This window comes from Cupriavidus phytohabitans (genome assembly GCF_000426345.1).
Classification (GTDB): domain Bacteria; phylum Pseudomonadota; class Gammaproteobacteria; order Burkholderiales; family Burkholderiaceae; genus Cupriavidus.
Genome location: NZ_AUFE01000028.1, coordinates 36,980 through 56,520 on the forward strand (window position 1 = coordinate 36,980; position 19,541 = coordinate 56,520).

Sequence of the window (19,541 nt, forward strand, 5' to 3'; positions counted from 1 at the left end):
CATGCGTTGGCGCGTTGAGTGAAGTTTATTGGTTCTTTTCTTAATGGTTTCTTGTTCAGAAACCAGGGGTTGCGGCGGGGAGGCTGCATCGTCTGGGGACTGATTCTTCTCGGAGGCAGTGATGGACTTTGACATGATCGAAACGGAAGTGATGGACGGCACCATCATCAAGGTGGTCGGCGTGGGCGGCGCGGGCGGCAATGCCGTGCAGCACATGATCAGCCGCGGCGTGCAAGGCGTCGAATTCATCTGCATGAACACCGACGCCCAGGCGCTCAAGCGTTCCAGCGCTTCGCGCGTGCTGCAACTCGGCAATACGGGCCTGGGCGCCGGCGCCAAGCCGGAAGTCGGCCGCGGTTGTGCCGATCAGGCCCGCGAGCAGATCGCCGACGCGCTGCGCGGCGCGCACATGGTCTTCATCACTGCCGGCATGGGCGGCGGCACCGGCACCGGTGCTGCGCCGATCGTGGCGCAGGTTGCCAAGGAAATGGGCATCCTGACCGTGGGCGTGGTCAGCAAGCCGTTCGACTTCGAAGGCGCGCGCCGCGCCAAGGTGGCCGAGCATGGCTCCAGCGAGCTGGAGTCGAGCGTCGATTCGCTGATCGTGGTGCTGAACGAAAAGCTGTTCGAAGTGATGGGCGACGACGCCGAGATGGACGCATGCTTCCAGTGCGCCGACGACGTGCTGCACAACGCGGTGGCCGGCATTGCCGAGATCATCAATGTTGACGGCCTGGTGAACGTCGACTTCGAAGACGTGAAGACGGTGATGGGCGAGCAGGGCAAGGCCATGATGGGGACGGCCACGGTGTCGGGCGTGGATCGCGCCCGCCTGGCGGCCGAGCAGGCCGTTGCCAGCCCGCTGCTGGAAGGCGTGGACCTGTCCGGCGCGCGCGGCGTGCTGGTCAATATCACCGCCAGCCGTTCGCTGAAGCTGTCGGAAACCAAGGAAGTCATGAACACCATCCGCAGCTATGCCGCGGAAGATGCAACCGTGATTTTCGGTACGGTGTACGACGATTCGATGAGCGATGCGCTGCGCGTGACCGTGGTCGCGACCGGCCTGGGCCGCTCGGCCAAGAAGCAGCAGCCGATGACACTGCTGAAGACCGGCACGGACAACATGCCGGTGCAGATGATGGCCAACATGGCCGCCACCGCCGCGCAGCACAGCTCGCCGGACTACAGCAACCTGGAGACGCCGGCGGTGTGGCGCAGCTCGCGCGAGTCGGCGTCTGCCCACGTGGCGGCGCTGCAGGAGAAGGGTGTGGACACGTACGATATTCCGGCCTTCCTGCGCAAGCAGGCAGACTGAGCGCCGGACGGCGCGGCATCGGTGCCTCCACCGGCCGGCTGACGGATCGCGTCGCCTTGTCGCGATGCACGCGCGCTCCCTATCCGCGCGTGCCTTGCATGGACTGACGTGACCCGGCAGGCCGGCCGGCGGCGCCGCGCCGCCTGCCGCAACGGCGCATCGTCCGCCACAACCCGCATCCCGTCGCCGGGCAGGGCGTGCCGCTGGCCGCCTCCCCGGACTGGTTTCCCGCCTTCCCGGTCGGGATGTCTCGCCGTCCGCGCGGCGCACCCACAAGGTGCGTCGCGCGGACGTCTTTGTAGCAAGGTGTATCGAATGCGACCGGATGTGACCCGGCTTTTGCATCGCCGGCGCGGCGCCTATGATCTTGGGGTTGCCCGCGGTACGAGACATTGTCCGGAACGCTGTCCGGATCGTTGAACCGGCACGCTGCCGCGCCGCTGCGGCGCAGCCGGCCGCCATCCGTCCTATCCTTCAGACAACCCAGAGACTTCGCCCCATGATTACCGTCGGTTCCCGCGTCCCGGACGCCACCCTGCAGGAATTCATCGAAACCGAAAGCGAGGGCTGCTCGCTCGGCCCCAACGCCTTCCGCGTCGCCGACCTGGTGCGCGGGCGCAAGATCGTGGTGTTCGGACTGCCGGGCGCGTTCACGCCGACCTGCTCGGCCAAGCATGTGCCGGGCTTCGTGACACATGCCGCGGACCTGCGCGCCGCCGGCGTCGATGAAGTGTGGTGCGTGTCGGTCAACGACGCCTTCGTCATGGGCGCGTGGGGCCGCGAACAGCAGGTTGCCGGCAAGGTGCGCATGATGGCCGACGGCAGCGCCGAATGGACCCGTGCGCTGGGCCTGGACCAGGACCTCGGTGCGCGTGGCATGGGCGTGCGCTCCAAGCGCTATGCCATGGTGATCGACGATGGTGTGGTGGCCCGGCTCGATGTGGAGGCGCCCGGCGAATTCCGCGTCAGCAGCGCCGAGGCCGTGCTGGCTGCGTTGCGCGGCTGACACAGTCATCCGGGTAAACGTGGATAATTCGCAACATCTTGATGCGGTGTTAACAGCCGGAAACAAAACCCGGCTGCACCACCTTCCGGGTGGTGGTAAAATCGCTTTATCAAAAAAAGCACCACGATAGATTTTTATAATAGTTGAGGCTGTCATGCTCAAACAGCGCACGATCAAATCCCTGGTGAAGACGGTAGGCATCGGCCTGCACTCGGGCCGCAAGGTCACGTTGACCCTGCGGCCCGCGGCGGCCGACACCGGCATTGTCTTTACCCGCGTCGACCTGCCCGAGGCCGTCGAGATTCCCGTGGCCGCTTCGGCCATCGGCGACACGCGCCTGGCGTCGGTGCTGCAGAAGGATGGCGCGCGTGTTTCGACCGTCGAGCACCTGATGTCGGCGTGTGCCGGCCTCGGCATCGACAACCTCTATGTCGATGTCGACGCCGAGGAAATCCCGATCATGGACGGCAGCGCCGCGTCCTTCGTGTTCCTGCTGCAGTCGGCCGGCATTGAAGAACAGAACGCGCTGAAGACCTTTATCCGCGTCAAGAAACCGGTGGAAGTGCGCGAGGGCGACAAGTTCGCGCGGCTGGAGCCGTTCTTCGGCTTCAAGCTGGCGTTCACCATCGACTTCCGTCATCCGGCTGTCGACAAGACTGGCCAGACCTTCTCGATCGACTTTGGCGACACCAGCTACGTGCGCGAGATCGCCCGGGCCCGCACCTTCGGCTTTGCCCATGAGGTGGAGGCGCTGCGCGAGATGGGCCTGGCGCGCGGCGGCAGCCTGGACAACGCTATCGTGCTGGACGAGCACCGCATGCTGAACAACGAGGAACTGCGCTATGGCGACGAATTCGTGCGCCACAAGATCCTCGATGCCATCGGCGACCTGTATGTGGTCGGCCACCCGCTGATCGGGTCCTATGTAGCGCACAAGTCGGGCCACGGCCTGAACAACCAGCTGCTGCGCGCGCTGCTGGCGGACCAGGAGGCCTATGAACTGGTCACCTTCGACCGCGTCGAGGAAGCGCCCGCCGCCTTCCTGCCGCAGGCGCAGCCGGCTTTTGCCTAGAACCGCGCCACTGCCCGCCACGCAACGAAAAGCCGACCCGAGGGTCGGCTTTCTTGTTTGTCCGGAATTTCTGCCGGCCGCTCAGCGGTGATGCGAGAGCAGCGTCTTGAGCGCATCGCGCAGCGGCGAGTCCGGCAGCGTGCGCGCGAGCTGGTCCAGGCTGGCGAGGCCGGTTGGCGTCATCTGCCCGCTGGTGCGCTTGCGCTCGACCGGACCAGCGTCCCAGTCCGAGTGACGCTGCACCTCGGGCTGCACCCGCACCCGGATCGCGGTGATCTGCGAGCCGCGCTGCTGCAGCCGTCCCAGCAGCGTCGGCACCACCTGCCGCACCCGCGCCGCGGCCGCGCCATGTGCCGCCAGCAACAGCAGCACCTGGCCGTTCGGGTCGACGGCGTCCCGCTTGACGCCGGCCACGGCGATGCCGGCGCGCATGCCGGGGGGCAGCAGCGACAGCACTTCGGCCTCCAGCACGGACAGCTGGCGCGCGGTCTGCATCAGCCCGGAAACCGGGCCGGACTTGGCCAGCCAGTCGTTGAGCGGCTTGGCGGCAGCAGTCTGCAGGGCGTGATGGGTGAAGCGGCGCATGGCTGCATTCTAGCAAGGGGCGGCGGGGCTGCCCGGGGCGGTGCGGATTGAAGCTGCCGCACCCGCCCCAAACTGCAGCAGACAGAGGGGGCCGGGGTCGGCCCGCGTTGGCCGGTGCCTGGTCGGCAGCCTTGCACGGCAAGGGCCGGCGCGTTCCGGCCGTGACCCCGGCACATGATAAACTCGGCGTTTCGCGCCAATCTATCCATTCCTCGCCCGGCCGCCGGTGCAGCCCGCTTACCAGGGGCGTCAGCCCGGTCCCGCGCAGGTGAAAGCAATCGATGATCACGGGCCTTCTCAAGAAAGTCTTCGGCAGCCGCAATGAGCGGCTGATCAAACAATATCGCCGCACGGTGGCGCAGATCAATGCGCTGGAGCCGAAGTTCGAGCAGCTCTCGGACGACGACCTGCGTGGCATGACCGAGACCTTCCGGCAGCGCCATGCCGGCGGCGAGTCGCTCGAAGCGCTGCTGCCCGAGGCTTTCGCCGTATGCCGCGAGGCCAGCAAGCGCGTCATGAAGATGCGCCACTTCGACGTGCAGCTGATCGGCGGCATGGTGCTGAACGACAACAAGATCGCCGAAATGCGCACCGGCGAGGGCAAGACGCTGACCGCGACGCTGGCCGTGTACCTGAATGCCATTACCGGCAACGGCGTGCACGTGGTGACGGTCAACGACTACCTGGCGCAGCGCGATGCCGAGTGGATGGGCCGCCTGTACAACTACCTGGGCCTGTCGGTGGGCGTGAACCTGTCGCAGATGGCGCATGACGAGAAGCAGGCTGCGTACAACGCCGACATCACCTACGGCACCAACAACGAGTTCGGCTTCGACTACCTGCGCGACAACATGGTCTACGACCCGTCGCAGCGGGTGCAGCGGCCGCTGAACTACGCCATCGTCGATGAAGTGGACTCGATCCTGATCGATGAGGCGCGCACCCCGCTGATCATCTCGGGCCAGGCCGAGAACCAGACCGACCTGTACCAGCGCATGAACGGCATCCCCAAGCTGCTCGAGCGCCAGATCGGCGAGGAAAAGGCCGACGGCACCGGCGTCGAGAAGCCGGGCGACTACTACGTCGACGAGAAGGGCCACCAGGTCTACCTGACCGAAGCCGGCCACGAGAAGGCCGAAGTGATCCTGTCGCAGCAGGGCCTGATCGGTGAAGGCGAGTCGCTGTACGCGCCGCAGAACATCACGCTGATGCACCACCTGTACGCCGCCTTGCGCGCGCACAGCCTGTTCCATCGCGACCAGCACTACGTGGTGCAGAACGACGAAGTGGTGATCGTCGATGAATTCACCGGCCGCCTGATGACGGGCCGCCGCTGGTCAGATGGCCTGCACCAGGCCGTCGAAGCCAAGGAAGGCGTGACCGTCCAGCAGGAAAACCAGACGCTGGCGACCATCACCTTCCAGAACTACTTCCGCATGTACAGCAAGCTGGCTGGCATGACCGGCACGGCCGACACCGAAGCGTACGAATTCCAGGAAATCTACGGCCTGGAAGTGGTGGTGATCCCGACCAACCGCCCGGCCCAGCGCAAGGACCAGCAGGACCAGATCTACAAGACCGGCAAGGAGCGCTACGACGCCGTGGTGCGCGATATCCGCGACTGCTACGAGCGTGGCCAGCCGGTGCTGGTGGGCACCACCTCGATCGAGACCTCGGAATACCTGTCGGGCCTGCTCGAGCGCGAACAGCTGCCGCACCAGGTGCTCAACGCCAAGCAGCACGCGCGTGAAGCCGAGATCGTGGCGCAGGCCGGACGTCCCAAGATGATCACCATCGCCACCAACATGGCCGGTCGCGGTACCGACATCGTGCTGGGCGGCAACGTGGAGAAGCAGTCGGGCTTTATCGAAGCGGACCCGAACCTGTCCGACGCCGACAAGGGCGCGCGCATCCAGCAGCTCAAGGATGAATGGCAGTCGCTGCACGAGCAGGTCAAGGCCGCCGGCGGCCTGCATATCGTCGGCACCGAGCGCCATGAATCGCGCCGTATCGACAACCAGCTGCGTGGCCGTGCCGGCCGCCAGGGCGACCCGGGTTCATCGCGCTTTTACCTGTCGCTGGACGACCAGCTGCTGCGCATCTTCGCCGGCGATCGCGTGCGCGCGATCATGGAACGCCTGAAGATGCCTGAAGGCGAGCCGATCGAGGCCGGCATCGTCACGCGCTCGATCGAGTCGGCGCAGCGCAAGGTGGAAGGCCGCAACTTCGATATCCGCAAGCAGCTGCTGCAGTACGATGACGTCGCCAACGACCAGCGCAAGGAAATCTACAAGCTGCGCAACGACGTGCTCGAGGCCAACGACGTCGGCGAGATGGTCACCAACCTGCGCGAGAGCGTGCTGATCGAGCTGTTCCGCGACCATGTGCCGGCCGACACCATGGAAGAGCAGTGGGACATCGCCGGCCTGGAAACGCGCCTGCGCGAGGACTGGGGCCTGGAAGTGCCGCTGGCGCAGACCATCGAGGGCGCGCAGAGCATCGAGGACGAAGAGCTGCTCAACCTGATCATGAAGGCCGCGACCGAGCGCTACGAGGGCAAGGTGGCGATGGTCGGCCGCGAATCGTTCGCCGGCTTCGAGCGCTCGGTCATGCTGCAGAGCATCGACACGCACTGGCGCGAGCACCTGGCCGCGCTGGACCACCTGCGCCAGGGCATCCACCTGCGCGGCTATGCGCAGAAGGACCCCAAGCAGGAGTACAAGCGCGAGTCGTTCGAGCTGTTCGCGCGCCTGCTGGACGTGATCAAGAGCGAAGTCACGCGCGTGACCTTCAACGTGCAGATCCAGTCGCCGGAGGAACTGGAACAAGCCTCCGAGCAGATCGAGGAAGGCCTGTCGCATCTGGAGAACGTCCAGTACAAGCACGACGAGTTCGCCGAAGGCCGCGAGCCGGTCGAGGAAGCGCCGTCGCCGCGCACCGGTGCAGCGATGGCCGCCGCCGAGCTGGCGCTGGCCGGCATGCCCAAGGTTGGCCGCAACGATCCGTGCCCGTGCGGCTCGGGCAAGAAGTTCAAGCAGTGCCACGGCAAGCTCAGCTGAACTGAGCCGCGCCGGGTGCCCGGTATGACGTCGGTCCCGCAGCGGGGCATGACGCAACAGGAATCGAACATGCCCGCCCCTCGCGGGCATGTTCGTCTGATGACAAGCAAGTCGCGAGCAGGAACATCGAGGAGTCCTACATGCCCGTCAATCTTCCGCTGCCCCTGGCAGAGAACCTGAAATCCGTCGCCGGCGTGGAGCTCGGCTGGGCCGAGGCGGGCATCCGCAAGGCCAACCGCAAGGACGTGCTGGTGGTGCGCGTCGCCGAAGGCAGCACCGTGGCCGGCGTCTTCACCAGCAACCGCTTCTGCGCCGCGCCGGTGCAGGTGTGCCGCGAGCACCTTGCGGCCGCGGGCAAGTCGGGCAAGGGCATCCGCGCGCTGGTGGTCAACACCGGCAATGCCAACGCCGGTACCGGCGAGCAGGGCCTGGCCAACGCCCGCGCCACCTGCGACGCGCTGGCTGCGCAGCTGGGCATCGATGCCGGCCAGGTGCTGCCGTTCTCGACCGGCGTGATCCTTGAGCAATTGCCGATGGACCGCCTGCTGGCCGGGCTGCCCGCCGCCGTCGCCAACGCCAGGGGGGACAACTGGCTGGCCGCGGCGGAAGCGATCATGACCACCGACACGCAGCCCAAGGTGGCCTCGCGCACGGTGCAGATCGGCGGCAAGACCGTGACGCTGTCGGGCATCAGCAAGGGCGCGGGCATGATCCGCCCGAACATGGCGACCATGCTGGGCTTTATCGCCATGGATGCCGCGGTGGCGCAGCCGGTGCTGCAGGGACTGGTGACGCACGCCGCCGATCACTCGTTCAACAGCATCACCATCGATGGCGATACCTCGACCAACGATTCGTTCGTGCTGATCGCCTCGGGCAAGTCCGGTGCCGTGGTCGACCGCGCCGAAGGCCCTGCCTTCGAAGCGCTGCGCGATGCGGTGACGAGCCTGGCGCAAGAGCTGGCGCAGATGATCGTGCGCGACGGCGAAGGCGCGACCAAATTGATGACCATCCGCGTCGAAGGCGGCAAGGACGTTGCCGAGTGCCGCCAGATCGCCTATGCGGTTGCGCATTCGCCGCTGGTCAAGACCGCGTTCTACGCCTCGGACCCCAACCTCGGCCGCATCCTGGCCGCGGTCGGCTACGCCGGCGTCGACGACCTCGATGTCGGCCGCGTCAACTTGTGGCTGGACGATGTCTGGGTCGCCCGCGACGGCGGCCGCAATCCCGACTACCGCGAGGAAGACGGCCAGCGCGTGATGCAGCAGGCCGAGATCACGGTACGCATCGCGCTGGGCCGCGGCAATGCCGAAGCCACGGTGTGGACCTGCGACCTGTCGCACGACTACGTGTCGATCAACGCCGACTACCGTTCGTAAGCACCACTGTTTTGCCCCCTCTCCCGCTTGCGGGAGAGGGGCCGCGGGAGAGGGCCGGCGCATCAGGAAGCGTGGTACCGCCAAACTACCCCTCTCCCCAATCCCCTCCCACAGAGGAGAAAGGGAGCAAAAACAGTTGGCAACAAGCTGACCTCTACTGCCACCACCCCATCACCATGTCCGACCTCGCCGCCCGCCTCGACAACTTCCTCTCCCGCCTCGAACAATGGCTGCCGCCGCAACTGAGCGACGCGGACTGGCAGGAGGCGGTAGCGTTCCGCTGGCGCAAGCGCCAGAGCCTGTTCGGCAATATCGGCTACCTGCAGCCGGTGCGCCAGCTGCCGCCGATTCACCTGGACGACCTGAAGAACATCGAGCGCCAGAAGGACGCCATCGTCGCCAACACGCGCCAGTTCGTGAACAAGCTGCCGGCCAACAACGTGCTGCTGACGGGCGCGCGCGGTACCGGCAAGTCGTCGCTGATCAAGGCCTGCCTGAATGCCTTCGTCAGGGACGGGCTGCGGCTGGTGGAGGTCGACAAGGATGACCTGGGCGACCTCGGCGATATCGTCGAGCTGGTCTCGGCCCGGCCCGAGCGCTTCGTCATCTTCTGTGACGACCTGTCGTTCGAAGAGGGCGAATCGGGCTACAAGTCGCTGAAGTCGGCGCTGGACGGATCGGTCGCGGCGCAGTCGGACAACGTGCTCATCTACGCCACGTCCAACCGCCGGCACCTGCTGCCGGAGTACATGAAGGACAACGAAACCTACCGCCACACCGACGACGGCGAGATCCATCCCGGCGAAGTGGTCGAAGAAAAGATCTCGCTGTCCGAGCGCTTCGGGCTGTGGCTGTCGTTCTACCCGCCCAAGCAGGATGAGTACCTGACCATCGTCGGCCACTGGCTCAAGCACTTCGGCTGCACCGACGAAGACATCGCCGCCGCACGGGGCGACGCGCTGGTGTGGGCACTGGAGCGCGGCTCGCGCTCGGGCCGCGTGGCGTGGCAGTTCGCGCGCGACTGGGGCGGCAAGCACGGCCAGCCGTACATTGCCGACGTGCCGGGGAACGACAAGGCATGAGCGCGGCCATGGACAAGCCCGCAGAGACCGCCGGCAACCCGCCTCGCAAGGTCACCGAAGTCGCCGTCGGGGTGATGGTGCAGCCGGATGGCCGCTTCCTGCTGGCGCAGCGCCCCGTGGGCAAGCCGTATGAAGGCTATTGGGAGTTCCCGGGCGGCAAGCTGGAGCCAGGTGAGACCGTCGAGGCAGCGCTCGCCCGCGAACTGCATGAAGAGCTGGGACTGGATATCACCGCGTGCGAGCGCTGGCATGTGCTCGAGCACGACTACCCGCACGCCTATGTGCGGCTGCATTTCTGCAAGGTTACTGCCTGGCGCGGTGACCCGGTCGGCCGCGAAGGCCAGGCCTTTTCCTGGCAGACGGTGCCCGTGACGGTCGCGCCGCTGCTGCCGGCCACCATTCCGGTGGTCGAATGGCTGGGCGAAGAGGCCTAGGGCACAGACCCTGGCGCCAATGAGCGGCCTGTGCGGGAGGCGACTGCGTCAGTCGTCCTCGTCGCCGGGCAGGTCCGGCGAAGGCGTCTCGCCTGGCTTGCCGCCGATCACGTATTTCTCGGACGCCCAGGCGCCCAGGTCGATCTGCTTGCAGCGCTCGGAACAGAACGGGCGGAACTTGTTGTCCGGCACCCAGGCCACCTCGGTGCCGCAGGTGGGGCATTTGACGACAGCAGGCATGGCTTCAGAAATTGCAGAGTTTCAGCAGGAACGGGATATCGGCATCGACCGAGCGCGGGCGCAGGTCGCCGTCCTGCTGCGTGAAGCGCACCCACAGCATGTATTTGTTCGCGCTCATTTCCGGGATGAAGGCTAGCAGCGAGTCATCCAGCCACACCTGCATCAGCTGGTAGCTGCGCCCGGACAGCATTTGCTGGTAGCTGCCGCCGGTGGCGATCACCTTCCCGCTCTGGCCGGCTTCGCGCAGCAGGCGCAGCACGATGGTGGTGCCCATGCGCAGCGACACCAGCGGGCGGGCCCACTTCAGGATATCGGCGCGGCGGTCCTCCGCGGGGCGGTGTTGCCACGCGTAATAGGCCGGCAGGTCGAACTCGCAGGTGCCACCGGGAATGATGGCACGGCTGCGGATGCTGGTCAGCCACTCGTTGTCGGTCAGCAGCTGCCCGGCCTTGCCCACGGTCTGGTTGAGCATGGTGATGCCTTGCTCGATTTCGCCAATCACACCGTCCAGCGCTTCCTGGTCGATCTGCGGGTTGGCGCGCAGCGGCGCCAGCGCCTGGCGCTGGCGTTCCAGTTCCTTGATCAGGTCGGTCTTGAGGTCGGCGCGGCCGGCTACGTCGATGATCTCGAACAGCGTGGTCAGCGCGACATGGTGCTGCTGGGGATGATCCTGGCCGAGGAAGTATTCCAGCCGATCGAACAGGTCCTCCAGCCGCAGGAGTGTCCTGATGCGTTCGTTGAATGGATATTCGTACAGAATCAAGTGCTATGTCCGTGCAGGGCGCCGGGCGGGCCCCGTAAGAGGAGCAGGCCCGGTGCGGAATGTGGCCCGGGGAACGCCGGAAGGGGCTGGGTGGACTGTGTCGGAGTGATCCGCGGTGTCCAATGCCCGCAGTATGCGGCGATTTCCCGGCATGTTCCAGCGCATTCTATGCGAGACCCGGGCCGAGGACAATGTCGGACGCGCGTTCGCCGCGTGCCGCCGGGCCGGGCCCGCGCATCATGCGCCGGCTTCAGGATGGACCTTTCCTGACGCTGACAGTTCGCGGTAATAGCGGTCGAGGCGGTCCACCTGTGCCACGAGCGCATCGACTGGCCCGTCGTTGTCGATGACGTCGTCGGCACATGCCAGCCGCGCGCGCCGCGTTGCCTGCCTGGCCATGATTGCCTGCACCTGCTCGCGGCTGAAGCCGTTGCGCGCCATCACGCGCGCCACCTGGGTGGCTTCGGTGCAGTCGACCACCAGCACGCGGCCCACGCGCTCGCGCCACGAGCCGGACTCTACCAGCAGCGGCACCACGTAGATCAGGTAAGGATGCTCGCCGGCATCGCGGACCGCCTGCGCATGCTCGTTGGTCAGCGCCCGGATCAGCGGATGGGTGATGCCTTCGAGGCGCGCCTTGGCGGCCGGGTCGGCGAATACCAGCGCGCGCATCGCGTCGCGGTCCATGGCGCCGTCAGGGCGCAGGCATTCAGGCCCGAAGGCCTCGACCAGCGCCGGGATGGCACGCCCGCCCGGGGCGGTGACCTGGTGGGCGAGGAGGTCTGTATCGATGATCGCGGCGCCGCGCGCGGCGAACATGTCGGCCACGCGGGTCTTGCCGCTGCCGATGCCGCCGGTCAGTCCGATTTCCAGCATGTGGGGATGCCGTGAAGGCTAGTTGACGATGTTGCCGTCACGATACCAGCTTCACGGCAGCACGGTCAGCGGCAGAACGCCGGAGCCGAACACCAGCACCACCACGCCCGCCAGGGCGATAAAGGGGCCGAAGGGGAAGGGCGTCTCGCGATCCTGCCGGCGCAGCGCGATGCTGGCCAGCCCGAACACCACGCCGGCCACCGAAGACAGCAGCACCAGCGCCGGCAGCGCCTGCCAGCCAAACCACGCCCCGAGTGCGGCCATCAGCTTGAAATCGCCGAAACCCATGCCTTCCTTGCCACGCACCAGCCGGAACAGCCAGTACGCCGTCCACAGCACCAGGTAGCCGGCGGCGGCGCCGATCACGGCGTCGGCCAGCGGCACGAACAACCCGCCCAGGTTCAGCACCAGTCCCAGCCACAGCAGCGGCAGCGTGATCTGGTCCGGCAGCAACTGGGTATCGGCATCGATCAGGGTCAGCGCCAGCAGCGCCCAGACCAGCGCCAGCGCCGCCAGGGCCTGCCAGCCGGGCCCGAAGCGCCAGGCCACCAGCGCGCTCAGCACGCCGCAGGCCACTTCCACCAGCGGATAGCGCGCGCTGATCGGCGCCTTGCAGGCCGAGCAGCGCCCGCGCAGCGCCAGCCAGCTCAGCACCGGCACGTTCTCCCAGGGCGCGATCGAGTGGCCGCAGTGCGGGCAGGCCGAGCGCGGCACCATCAGGTTGTAGCGGGCGGGGTAGGGCAGCGGGTCGCCGCGCAGCTCGGCGATATAGTTGGCTTCCTCGCGCTCCATCATGCGCGGCAGCCGGTGGATCACCACGTTGAGGAAACTGCCCACCACCAGCCCAAGCATGGCCGCTGCCGCCACCATGAAGGCAGGCGGCAGCGCCGCCAGCGCCTGCAGCAATTGCCCGCTGCCGGCGGGAAACGGCGAAACGGAATACGACAGCGCCATCGCTTACACCACCTGTCCCAGCTTGAAGATCGGCAGGTACATCGCCACCACCATACCGCCGATCAGCACGCCCAGCACCACGATGATGATCGGCTCGATCAGGCTGGAGATGGCGGCCACGGCGTCGTCGACCTCGCGCTCGTAGAACTCGGCCACCTTCAGCAGCATATTGTCGAGCGCGCCGGATTCTTCACCGATCTGTGTCATCTGCAGCACCATGTTGTCGAACACGTGCGTGGCCTGCATGGCGTTGGTCAGGCTGGTACCGATGCGAACCGACTGTTCGATCTCGCGCGTGGCGTCGTAGTAGACCCAGTTGCCGGCGGCGCCCGCCACCGACTCCATCGACTCCACCAGCGGCGTGCCGGCGGCGAACATGGTCGCCAGCGTGCGCGTCCAGCGCGCGATCACCGCCTTGCGGAACAGGCTGCCGAAGATCGGCAGCTTCAGCAGCGCGCGGTCGGACCAGCGCTGCACCTTCTCCGATTTCTTGCGCGCCCGCAGGTAGAACGTGATGCCGGCCACTGGCCCGCCGATGACCAGGTACCAGTACTGCACGAAAAAGTCTGAAATTGCGATCACCAGCAGCGTCGGCGCGGGCAGGTTGGCGCCGAAGCTTGAGAACACACCCTTGAACGCCGGGATCACGAACAGCATCAGGATCACGGTGACGGCAAAGGCCACCGTCAGCACCGCGATCGGGTAGATCATCGCCGACTTGATCTGGCCCTTCAGCGCGATGGTCTTTTCCATGTAGAGCGACAGGCGCTCCAGCAGCGCGTCCAGGATACCGCCCTGTTCGCCGGCATCGATCAGGTTGCAGTAGAGCGTGTCGAAGTACTTCGGCTGTCGCCGGAACGCCGCCGCCATGCTGCTGCCCGATTCGATATCGAAGCGGATCTCGGACAGCAGCTGGGTGAAGTTGGGGTTGGCGTGCCCGCGCGCGATGATGTCGATCGACTGCAGCAGCGGAATCCCCGCCTTGAGCATGGTCGACAGCTGCCGGGTAAAGTAGGCGATGTCCTTCTCGGTGATCTTGCGCCCGCGCGCGGCCTTGCGCTTCTTGAGCTTGACGATGGTCAGGCCCTGCTTGCGCAGCGTGGCGGTGACCTCGGCCTGGCTCTCCGCGCGCAACTCGCCGGTGAAGGTCTTGCCTTTGCGGTCCTTGCCTTCCCATTCGAAGATGTACTGGGTGGGGGCCTTGCGCCCCTTGCCTGATTTCGCCCGCGACGGTGTTGCCGTCCGGGCACCCGCCGCTGGTGCGCGCGTCGCCATGTTGTTGACCCCCGGTGTAAATGACGCTTCTGGTACGTCTTGTATTTACGTTGTGACTTGACTGCCTTGCTACGTATTCGTGGTCGCCAGCACCTCTTCGAGTGACGTGACGCCCTGCCTGACCTTCAGCAGCCCAGCCTCGCGCAACGATAGCACGCCGTCCTTGCGCGCCTGCTCGGCGATCTGCAGCGCGGTGCCGTGCGACAGGATGATCTGCTGCATTGCCTCGGTGATCGGCATGACCTGGTAGATGCCGCAGCGGCCCTTGTAGCCGCTGCCGTTGCAGCGCTCGCACCCGACCGGGTGGTAGGGCTGCCAGCTGCCGTCAAGGTCCTGTTCGCGGAAGCCGGCATCCAGCAGCGTCTCGCGCGGCAGATCGCCGGGGCGCTTGCAGGTGCACAGCCGCCGCGCCAGCCTCTGTGCGGTGATCATCAGCACGCTGGAGGCGATGTTGAACGGCGCCACGCCCATGTTCATCAGCCGCGTCAGCGTGGTGGGCGCGTCATTGGTGTGCAGCGTCGACAGCACCAGGTGGCCGGTCTGCGCGGCCTTGATCGAGATATCGGCGGTTTCCAGGTCGCGGATTTCGCCGACCATGATGACGTCCGGATCCTGCCGCAGGAACGAACGCAGCGCCGCGGCAAAGGTCAGACCGGCCTTGTCGTTGACGTTGACCTGGTTGATGCCGGGCAGCTGGATTTCGGCCGGGTCCTCGGCGGTCGAGATATTGATGTCGCCCTGGTTCAGCAGGTTCAGGAAGGTGTACAGCGAGACCGTCTTGCCGCTGCCGGTGGGGCCGGTCACCAGCACCATGCCGTACGGGCGCTTGATCACGTCCAGCAGCAGCGCCTTCTGCTGTGGCTCGTAGCCGAGCTGGTCGATGTCGAGCTTGTCGCTCGACGATTCCAGGATCCGCATCACGATCTTCTCGCCGAACAGCGTCGGCAGCGTCGAAACGCGGAAATCGACGGCTTTCTCGACTGTTTCCCTGGCGTCCTTGTCCTTGGAATCCTTCGCGTCCTTGCTGTCCTTCGTATCCTTGGGCAGGGCGATCAGGAGCTTCATGCGGCCATCCTGCGGCACGCGCTTTTCAGAAATATCCAGCCGGGACAGCACCTTGATGCGGGTGGCGATCTTGTCGCGGATATCCAGCGGCGGCCTTGCCACCTCCTGCAGCACGCCGTCCACGCGGAAGCGGACCCGGTAGAAGGTCTCGAACGGCTCGAAATGCAGGTCGGAGGCGCCGCGGTGGAAGGCTTCGGTCAGCAGCTTCTGCAGGAAGCGCACCACGGGCGCGTCGTCGATGGCATCGGCGGCAGTGCGGTTGCGCTGCGCGCCGGCGGCTGCCACCGGGTCGTATTCGATCATCTTGCGCTCGGCCTGCACCGGCGAGATGTTCTTGAGCGTGCCCAACGCCTCGCCGGCGGAGCGCACGTACTTCATCAGCTTGTCGTGCTCGACCACCACTGCTTCGACCGGCAGCTTGTACTTTTCCTTGATCGCGTCCAGCCCGGCCTGGTTGGACGGATCGGACAGCCCCAGCACCAACCGGTTTTCTCGCCGGCCCAGCGGCAGCAGGCGGTGCGCATGGAATTCGCGGTTCCCCGCCAGCCCCGGCGGCACCTTGGCCAGGTTGTACTGGTTCAGGTCCAGCAACGGCAGCTGGTATTTGTCCGCGGCGAACAGCGCCAGGTCGTGGGCGCTCATGGTGCCGCTGCCGACGATCTCGTCGATCAGCTGCGATTGCTTTTCACGAGCAGCCTGCTCCAGCTGAGCAAGCAGGGCGGGCGCGATACGCCGGCTCTGGGCCAGGGCAAGACCGAGTGTCATGACAGGTGCGCAGTGGTTGGAACAGTGGCGCCGGCCAGGGCAGGGCGAGACGGTTCCACGTCTTGGGATCGGGCCAGTTTGCCGCTGGGGTCACTTTTTGTAAAGGCGACTGCGGGACGTGTTGGCGTTTGCGCGACACGGGCGCAACCCTACTTGCGCGGGGGCATGGGTAGCCATCAAGGAGCTGCCGGCCAGAAAGACAAAAAGCCGAATCAACTTTCGTTGATTCGGCTTTTTAAATCTGGTCGGGGTGAGAGGATTCGAACCTCCGGCCTCTACGTCCCGAACGTAGCGCTCTACCAGGCTAAGCTACACCCCGATTTGTTTTTGCTGTCGTCGCCAAGCGTCAGCAGCAAAGAAGGTAACTATAACAGCGTTTGTGCTGAAATGGAAGAGGATGATTCAGGGAATCCTTACGACTGCCGTTGCAGCGAGAACTCGCAGAGCTGGATCAGCGTTTCCTTCAGCGCGGAATCCGGGAACTGCCGAGCGGCCCGCTCGGCGGCTTCCGCTTCCTGGCGCGCGGCCTCGAAGGTGACGTCGAGCGCGCCGCTGGCGTGGATCGCCGCGAAGACCGCGTCGAAGTGCTCGGTGCCGCCCTGCACGATGGCATCGCGCGCCAGCTGGCGCTGCTGCGCGGTGCCGTGCTCCAGCAGGTGCAGCAGCGGCAACGTGGGCTTGCCTTCGCGCAGATCGTCGCCGGCGTTCTTGCCCATCTGCTCGGCGCTGGCGGTGTAGTCCAGCATGTCGTCGATCAGCTGGAAGGCGGTGCCGATGCGGCGGCCGTATTCGGCGGCGGCATCTTCCATCTGCTTGTCGGCGCCAGCCAGCACCGCGCCCAGCTGGGCAGCGGCCTCGAACAGCTTGGCGGTCTTGTAGCGGATGACCTGCAGGTAGCGCTCGATGGTGACGTCCGGGTCGTGCATGTTCAGCAGCTGCAGGACCTCGCCCTCGGCGATCACGTTGGTCGCGTTGGACAGGATCTCCATGATGCGCATGCTGCCGGCATCGACCATCATCTGGAACGCGCGCGAGTAGAGGAAGTCGCCGACCAGCACGCTGGCGGCATTGCCGAACACTGCGTTGGCGGTATCGCGGCCGCGGCGCAGCTCGGATTCGTCGACGACGTCGTCGTGCAGCAGCGTGGCGGTGTGGATGAATTCCACGACGGCAGCCAGCTCGTGGTGCCGGTTGCCGTCGTAGCCCAGCGCTCGTGCCGTCAGCAGCAGGATCACCGGGCGCAGGCGCTTGCCGCCGGCACCGATGATGTATTCGCCGATCTGTTCGATCAGGGGGACTTCGGAAGACAGCCGCTGGCGGATGACAGCATCAACCGCGCGCATGTCTGCAGCGACCGGGGCAAGCAAGGCAGTGGCGGAAGGCTGGGACAAGATGATCACCGTTACGCAAAACCGGACGATTATATGCGAAGCACGCGGCGTTCTACGCATGCCCCGCATTCTCGCCGGGCGCTCAGGGTATGCGCGCAGCGGCGCCGGTGACCGGCGCAACTATAATGCGGACATGGACAAGCCCGTATCCCGCCGCCAACTGCGCCGCACCGCCTGGTTGGTGGCGTTTGCCGCACTGGCGGGGTTCCTTCTCGCCGATCTGACCTGAGCGAGCCGCTGCCGATTGTGCCGGCCGCGCCGCAAGCAGGCTATGTGCCTGTTTTCTTTGCACTTTTGCCCGATCTCGTTTACAATTCCCGGTTTCCTCCGGTAGTCACTCGCGTTTGCGGGCCTTTTGCCGGCGGGAGATAACCGGGCCGCATCGCGCGGTCTCGGCGTTTTATTCACATCCGAGAGGTTCGACAATGTACGCGGTCGTAAAAACCGGCGGCAAGCAATACAAGGTTGCTGCTGGCGAAAAACTGAAAGTAGAACAGATACCGGCAGACATTGGCGCAGAAATCACGCTCGACCAGGTGCTCGCAGTGGGCGCCGGCGACCAAATCAAGTTTGGTACGCCGCTGGTTAGCGGGGCTTCCGTCAAGGCTACCGTTATCTCCCAGGGTCGTCACGACAAGGTGAAGATCTTCAAGATGCGCCGTCGCAAGCACTACCAGAAGCGTCAGGGCCATCGTCAGAATTACACCGAACTGCGCATCGAAGCGATCGTTGCCTGATCGATCGAGCGTAATCCGGTAAAGCGACAGGAGTAAGACATGGCACAGAAAAAAGGCGGCGGTTCCACGCGGAACGGCCGTGATTCCGAATCGAAGCGTCTGGGCGTGAAGGTGTTTGGTGGCCAGGCCATCAACGCCGGCGGCATCATCATCCGCCAGCGCGGTACCCGCGTGCATGCCGGCGACAACGTCGGCGTGGGCAAGGACCACACGCTGTTCGCCCTGGTTGACGGCCACGTGCAGTTCGCCGTCAAGGGCCCTGCCAAGAAGCAGCAAGTCAGCGTCGTCCCGGCGGCCTGATAACAGCCTTTGCAGGATGAAAGGCCCCGCAACGCTTGCGGGGCTTTTTCTTTTCTGGCGAAGTAAACTACGCCGGCCCCCGATCTGCCGATCCATCACGGAAAACCCATCATGAAGTTCATCGACGAAGCCCGAATCGAAGCCATCGCCGGCAACGGCGGCAATGGCAGCGCCTCGTTCCGGCGCGAAAAGTTTGTGCCCTTCGGCGGCCCGGATGGCGGCGACGGCGGCCGCGGCGGCAGCGTGTTCGCGCAGGCGGATCGCAATATCAATACCCTGATCGACTTCCGCTACGCCAAGAAGCACGTGGCCAGGAACGGCGAGAACGGCCGTGGTTCCGACTGCTACGGCGCGGCCGGCGACGACATTACGCTGCGCATGCCGGTCGGCACGCTGATCACCGACATGGACACCGGCGAAGTCATCGCCGACCTCACCGAGCACGGCCAGCGCGTGTGCCTGGCCGAAGGCGGCATGGGCGGCTGGGGCAACCTGCATTTCAAGTCCAGTACCAACCGCGCGCCGCGCCAGCAGGTGGACGGCAAGCCGGGCGAGCGCCGCATGCTCAAGCTCGAGCTGAAGGTGCTGGCCGATGTCGGCCTGCTGGGCATGCCCAATGCCGGCAAGTCGACTTTTATCTCGCATATTTCCAACGCGCGGCCCAAGGTGGCGGACTATCCGTTCACCACGCTGCATCCCAACCTGGGCGTGGTGCGCGTGGACCATGAGCAGTCGTTCGTGGTCGCCGACATTCCGGGCCTGATCGAAGGCGCGGCCGAGGGCGCGGGCCTGGGCCACCAGTTCCTGCGCCACCTGCAGCGCACGGGCCTGCTACTGCATATCGTCGACCTGGCGCCGTTCGACGAGGCGGTCGATCCGGTCGCCGAGGCCAAGGCCATCGTCAACGAACTGAAGAAGTACGACGAGGACTTGCACGACAAGCCGCGCTGGCTGGTGCTGAACAAGCTCGACATGGTCCCCGAGGACGAGCGCGCGGCGAAGGTCAAGGACTTCCTCAAGCGCTACAAGTGGAAGGGGCCCGTGTTCCAGATCTCGGCACTGACCGGCGAAGGCTGCCGCGAGCTGATCTACGCGATCAAGGACCACCTGGCGGCGATCAAGGCCGAAGAGGCGGCGGCGCTGGCAGAACCGGACATCCGGCTCGACGAGCGCCTGCATAACGTCGGCCAGGACGAGCGCGAGGCATAAACAAAACCAACGGTCAGAAACGAATTCCGGAGAC

General features: G+C 65.7%; 19 protein-coding genes and 1 tRNA gene. 11 read left to right on the forward strand and 9 right to left on the reverse strand.

The window, feature by feature from the left end; translation table 11 throughout:
- The first annotated feature begins 121 nt into the window (after window positions 1-121).
- The 3 genes from ftsZ (at window position 122) to lpxC (ending at window position 3,393) form a co-directional block, all read left to right on the forward strand.
- A complete protein-coding gene (gene ftsZ / locus K309_RS0120025; protein ID WP_029048078.1) occupies window positions 122-1,315 on the forward strand; it encodes a cell division protein FtsZ in 1,194 nt (397 codons plus the stop codon).
- Between the two features lie 499 nt (window positions 1,316-1,814).
- Window positions 1,815-2,321: a peroxiredoxin gene (locus tag K309_RS0120030; RefSeq protein ID WP_029048079.1), complete on the forward strand. Its 507-nt coding sequence runs from the start codon at window positions 1,815-1,817 to the stop codon at window positions 2,319-2,321.
- Window positions 2,322-2,475: 154 nt separating this feature from the next.
- A complete protein-coding gene (gene lpxC / locus K309_RS0120035) occupies window positions 2,476-3,393 on the forward strand; it encodes a UDP-3-O-acyl-N-acetylglucosamine deacetylase (RefSeq protein ID WP_029048080.1) in 918 nt (305 codons plus the stop codon).
- 81 nt (window positions 3,394-3,474) lie between these two features.
- Here the strand turns inward: lpxC and K309_RS0120040 are convergent, their stop codons facing one another.
- Window positions 3,475-3,978, reverse strand: coding sequence for a DciA family protein (locus K309_RS0120040; RefSeq protein WP_029048081.1), 504 nt, complete (start codon window positions 3,976-3,978; stop codon window positions 3,475-3,477).
- Between the two features lie 281 nt (window positions 3,979-4,259).
- On the opposite strand from K309_RS0120040, the gene secA reads away from it, so the two are divergent.
- The 4 genes from secA to K309_RS0120060 all read left to right on the forward strand — a co-directional run bounded on the left by secA (window position 4,260) and on the right by K309_RS0120060 (window position 9,932).
- Window positions 4,260-7,037: a preprotein translocase subunit SecA gene (gene secA / locus K309_RS0120045; RefSeq protein ID WP_029048082.1), complete on the forward strand. Its 2,778-nt coding sequence runs from the start codon at window positions 4,260-4,262 to the stop codon at window positions 7,035-7,037.
- A gap of 140 nt (window positions 7,038-7,177) precedes the next feature.
- Window positions 7,178-8,416, forward strand: coding sequence for a bifunctional glutamate N-acetyltransferase/amino-acid acetyltransferase ArgJ (argJ, locus tag K309_RS0120050; protein ID WP_029048083.1), 1,239 nt, complete (start codon window positions 7,178-7,180; stop codon window positions 8,414-8,416).
- 176 nt (window positions 8,417-8,592) lie between these two features.
- Complete coding sequence (locus K309_RS0120055) at window positions 8,593-9,498, forward strand: ATP-binding protein (protein ID WP_029048084.1); 906 nt, start codon at window positions 8,593-8,595, stop codon at window positions 9,496-9,498.
- On the forward strand, window positions 9,495-9,932 hold the full coding sequence (locus tag K309_RS0120060) for an NUDIX domain-containing protein (protein ID WP_029048085.1): 438 nt from the start codon (window positions 9,495-9,497) through the stop codon (window positions 9,930-9,932). Before K309_RS0120055 ends, K309_RS0120060 begins: the two co-directional genes overlap by 4 nt.
- 48 nt (window positions 9,933-9,980) lie before the next feature.
- Here K309_RS0120060 and K309_RS0120065 read toward each other — a convergent pair whose 3' ends face one another.
- The 8 genes from K309_RS0120065 to ispB form a co-directional block, all read right to left on the reverse strand.
- Window positions 9,981-10,172, reverse strand: a complete 192-nt coding sequence (locus tag K309_RS0120065) for a DNA gyrase inhibitor YacG (RefSeq protein WP_029048086.1) — start codon at window positions 10,170-10,172, stop codon at window positions 9,981-9,983.
- A gap of 4 nt (window positions 10,173-10,176) precedes the next feature.
- Window positions 10,177-10,935 carry a cell division protein ZapD gene (gene zapD / locus K309_RS0120070; protein WP_029048087.1) on the reverse strand — a complete coding sequence of 253 codons (759 nt, stop codon included), beginning with the start codon at window positions 10,933-10,935 and terminating at the stop codon, window positions 10,177-10,179.
- Window positions 10,936-11,172: 237 nt separating this feature from the next.
- Window positions 11,173-11,811 carry a dephospho-CoA kinase gene (coaE, locus tag K309_RS0120075; RefSeq protein WP_029048088.1) on the reverse strand — a complete coding sequence of 213 codons (639 nt, stop codon included), beginning with the start codon at window positions 11,809-11,811 and terminating at the stop codon, window positions 11,173-11,175.
- A 51-nt stretch (window positions 11,812-11,862) separates the two neighbouring features.
- Window positions 11,863-12,765, reverse strand: a complete 903-nt coding sequence (locus K309_RS0120080) for a prepilin peptidase (RefSeq protein ID WP_029048089.1) — start codon at window positions 12,763-12,765, stop codon at window positions 11,863-11,865.
- Between the two features lie 3 nt (window positions 12,766-12,768).
- Window positions 12,769-14,040: a type II secretion system F family protein gene (locus K309_RS0120085; RefSeq protein WP_029048090.1), complete on the reverse strand. Its 1,272-nt coding sequence runs from the start codon at window positions 14,038-14,040 to the stop codon at window positions 12,769-12,771.
- 69 nt (window positions 14,041-14,109) lie between these two features.
- Entirely contained in the window at window positions 14,110-15,870 is a 1,761-nt protein-coding gene (locus K309_RS0120090) for an ATPase, T2SS/T4P/T4SS family (protein ID WP_029048091.1), read from the reverse strand.
- 242 nt (window positions 15,871-16,112) lie between these two features.
- A tRNA-Pro gene (locus tag K309_RS0120095) sits at window positions 16,113-16,189 on the reverse strand.
- A gap of 94 nt (window positions 16,190-16,283) precedes the next feature.
- Window positions 16,284-17,213 carry an octaprenyl diphosphate synthase gene (gene ispB / locus K309_RS0120100; protein ID WP_051320524.1) on the reverse strand — a complete coding sequence of 310 codons (930 nt, stop codon included), beginning with the start codon at window positions 17,211-17,213 and terminating at the stop codon, window positions 16,284-16,286.
- Here ispB and K309_RS39230 point away from each other — a divergent pair.
- From K309_RS39230 to obgE, 4 genes are all read left to right on the forward strand, one after another.
- Window positions 17,212-17,490 (forward strand): hypothetical protein, encoded by a 279-nt coding sequence (locus K309_RS39230; protein ID WP_051320525.1) that lies wholly within the window; start codon window positions 17,212-17,214, stop codon window positions 17,488-17,490. The genes ispB and K309_RS39230 overlap by 2 nt on opposite strands.
- 196 nt (window positions 17,491-17,686) lie before the next feature.
- A complete protein-coding gene (gene rplU, locus K309_RS0120110; RefSeq protein WP_006576525.1) occupies window positions 17,687-17,998 on the forward strand; it encodes a 50S ribosomal protein L21 in 312 nt (103 codons plus the stop codon).
- Between the two features lie 39 nt (window positions 17,999-18,037).
- The gene (gene rpmA, locus K309_RS0120115; protein ID WP_010814747.1) at window positions 18,038-18,298 is read left to right on the forward strand and encodes a 50S ribosomal protein L27; all 261 of its coding nucleotides are present in this window, start codon (window positions 18,038-18,040) and stop codon (window positions 18,296-18,298) included.
- 111 nt (window positions 18,299-18,409) lie between these two features.
- Window positions 18,410-19,507, forward strand: a complete 1,098-nt coding sequence (obgE, locus tag K309_RS0120120; RefSeq protein ID WP_029048093.1) for a GTPase ObgE — start codon at window positions 18,410-18,412, stop codon at window positions 19,505-19,507.
- Window positions 19,508-19,541 lie beyond the last annotated feature (34 nt).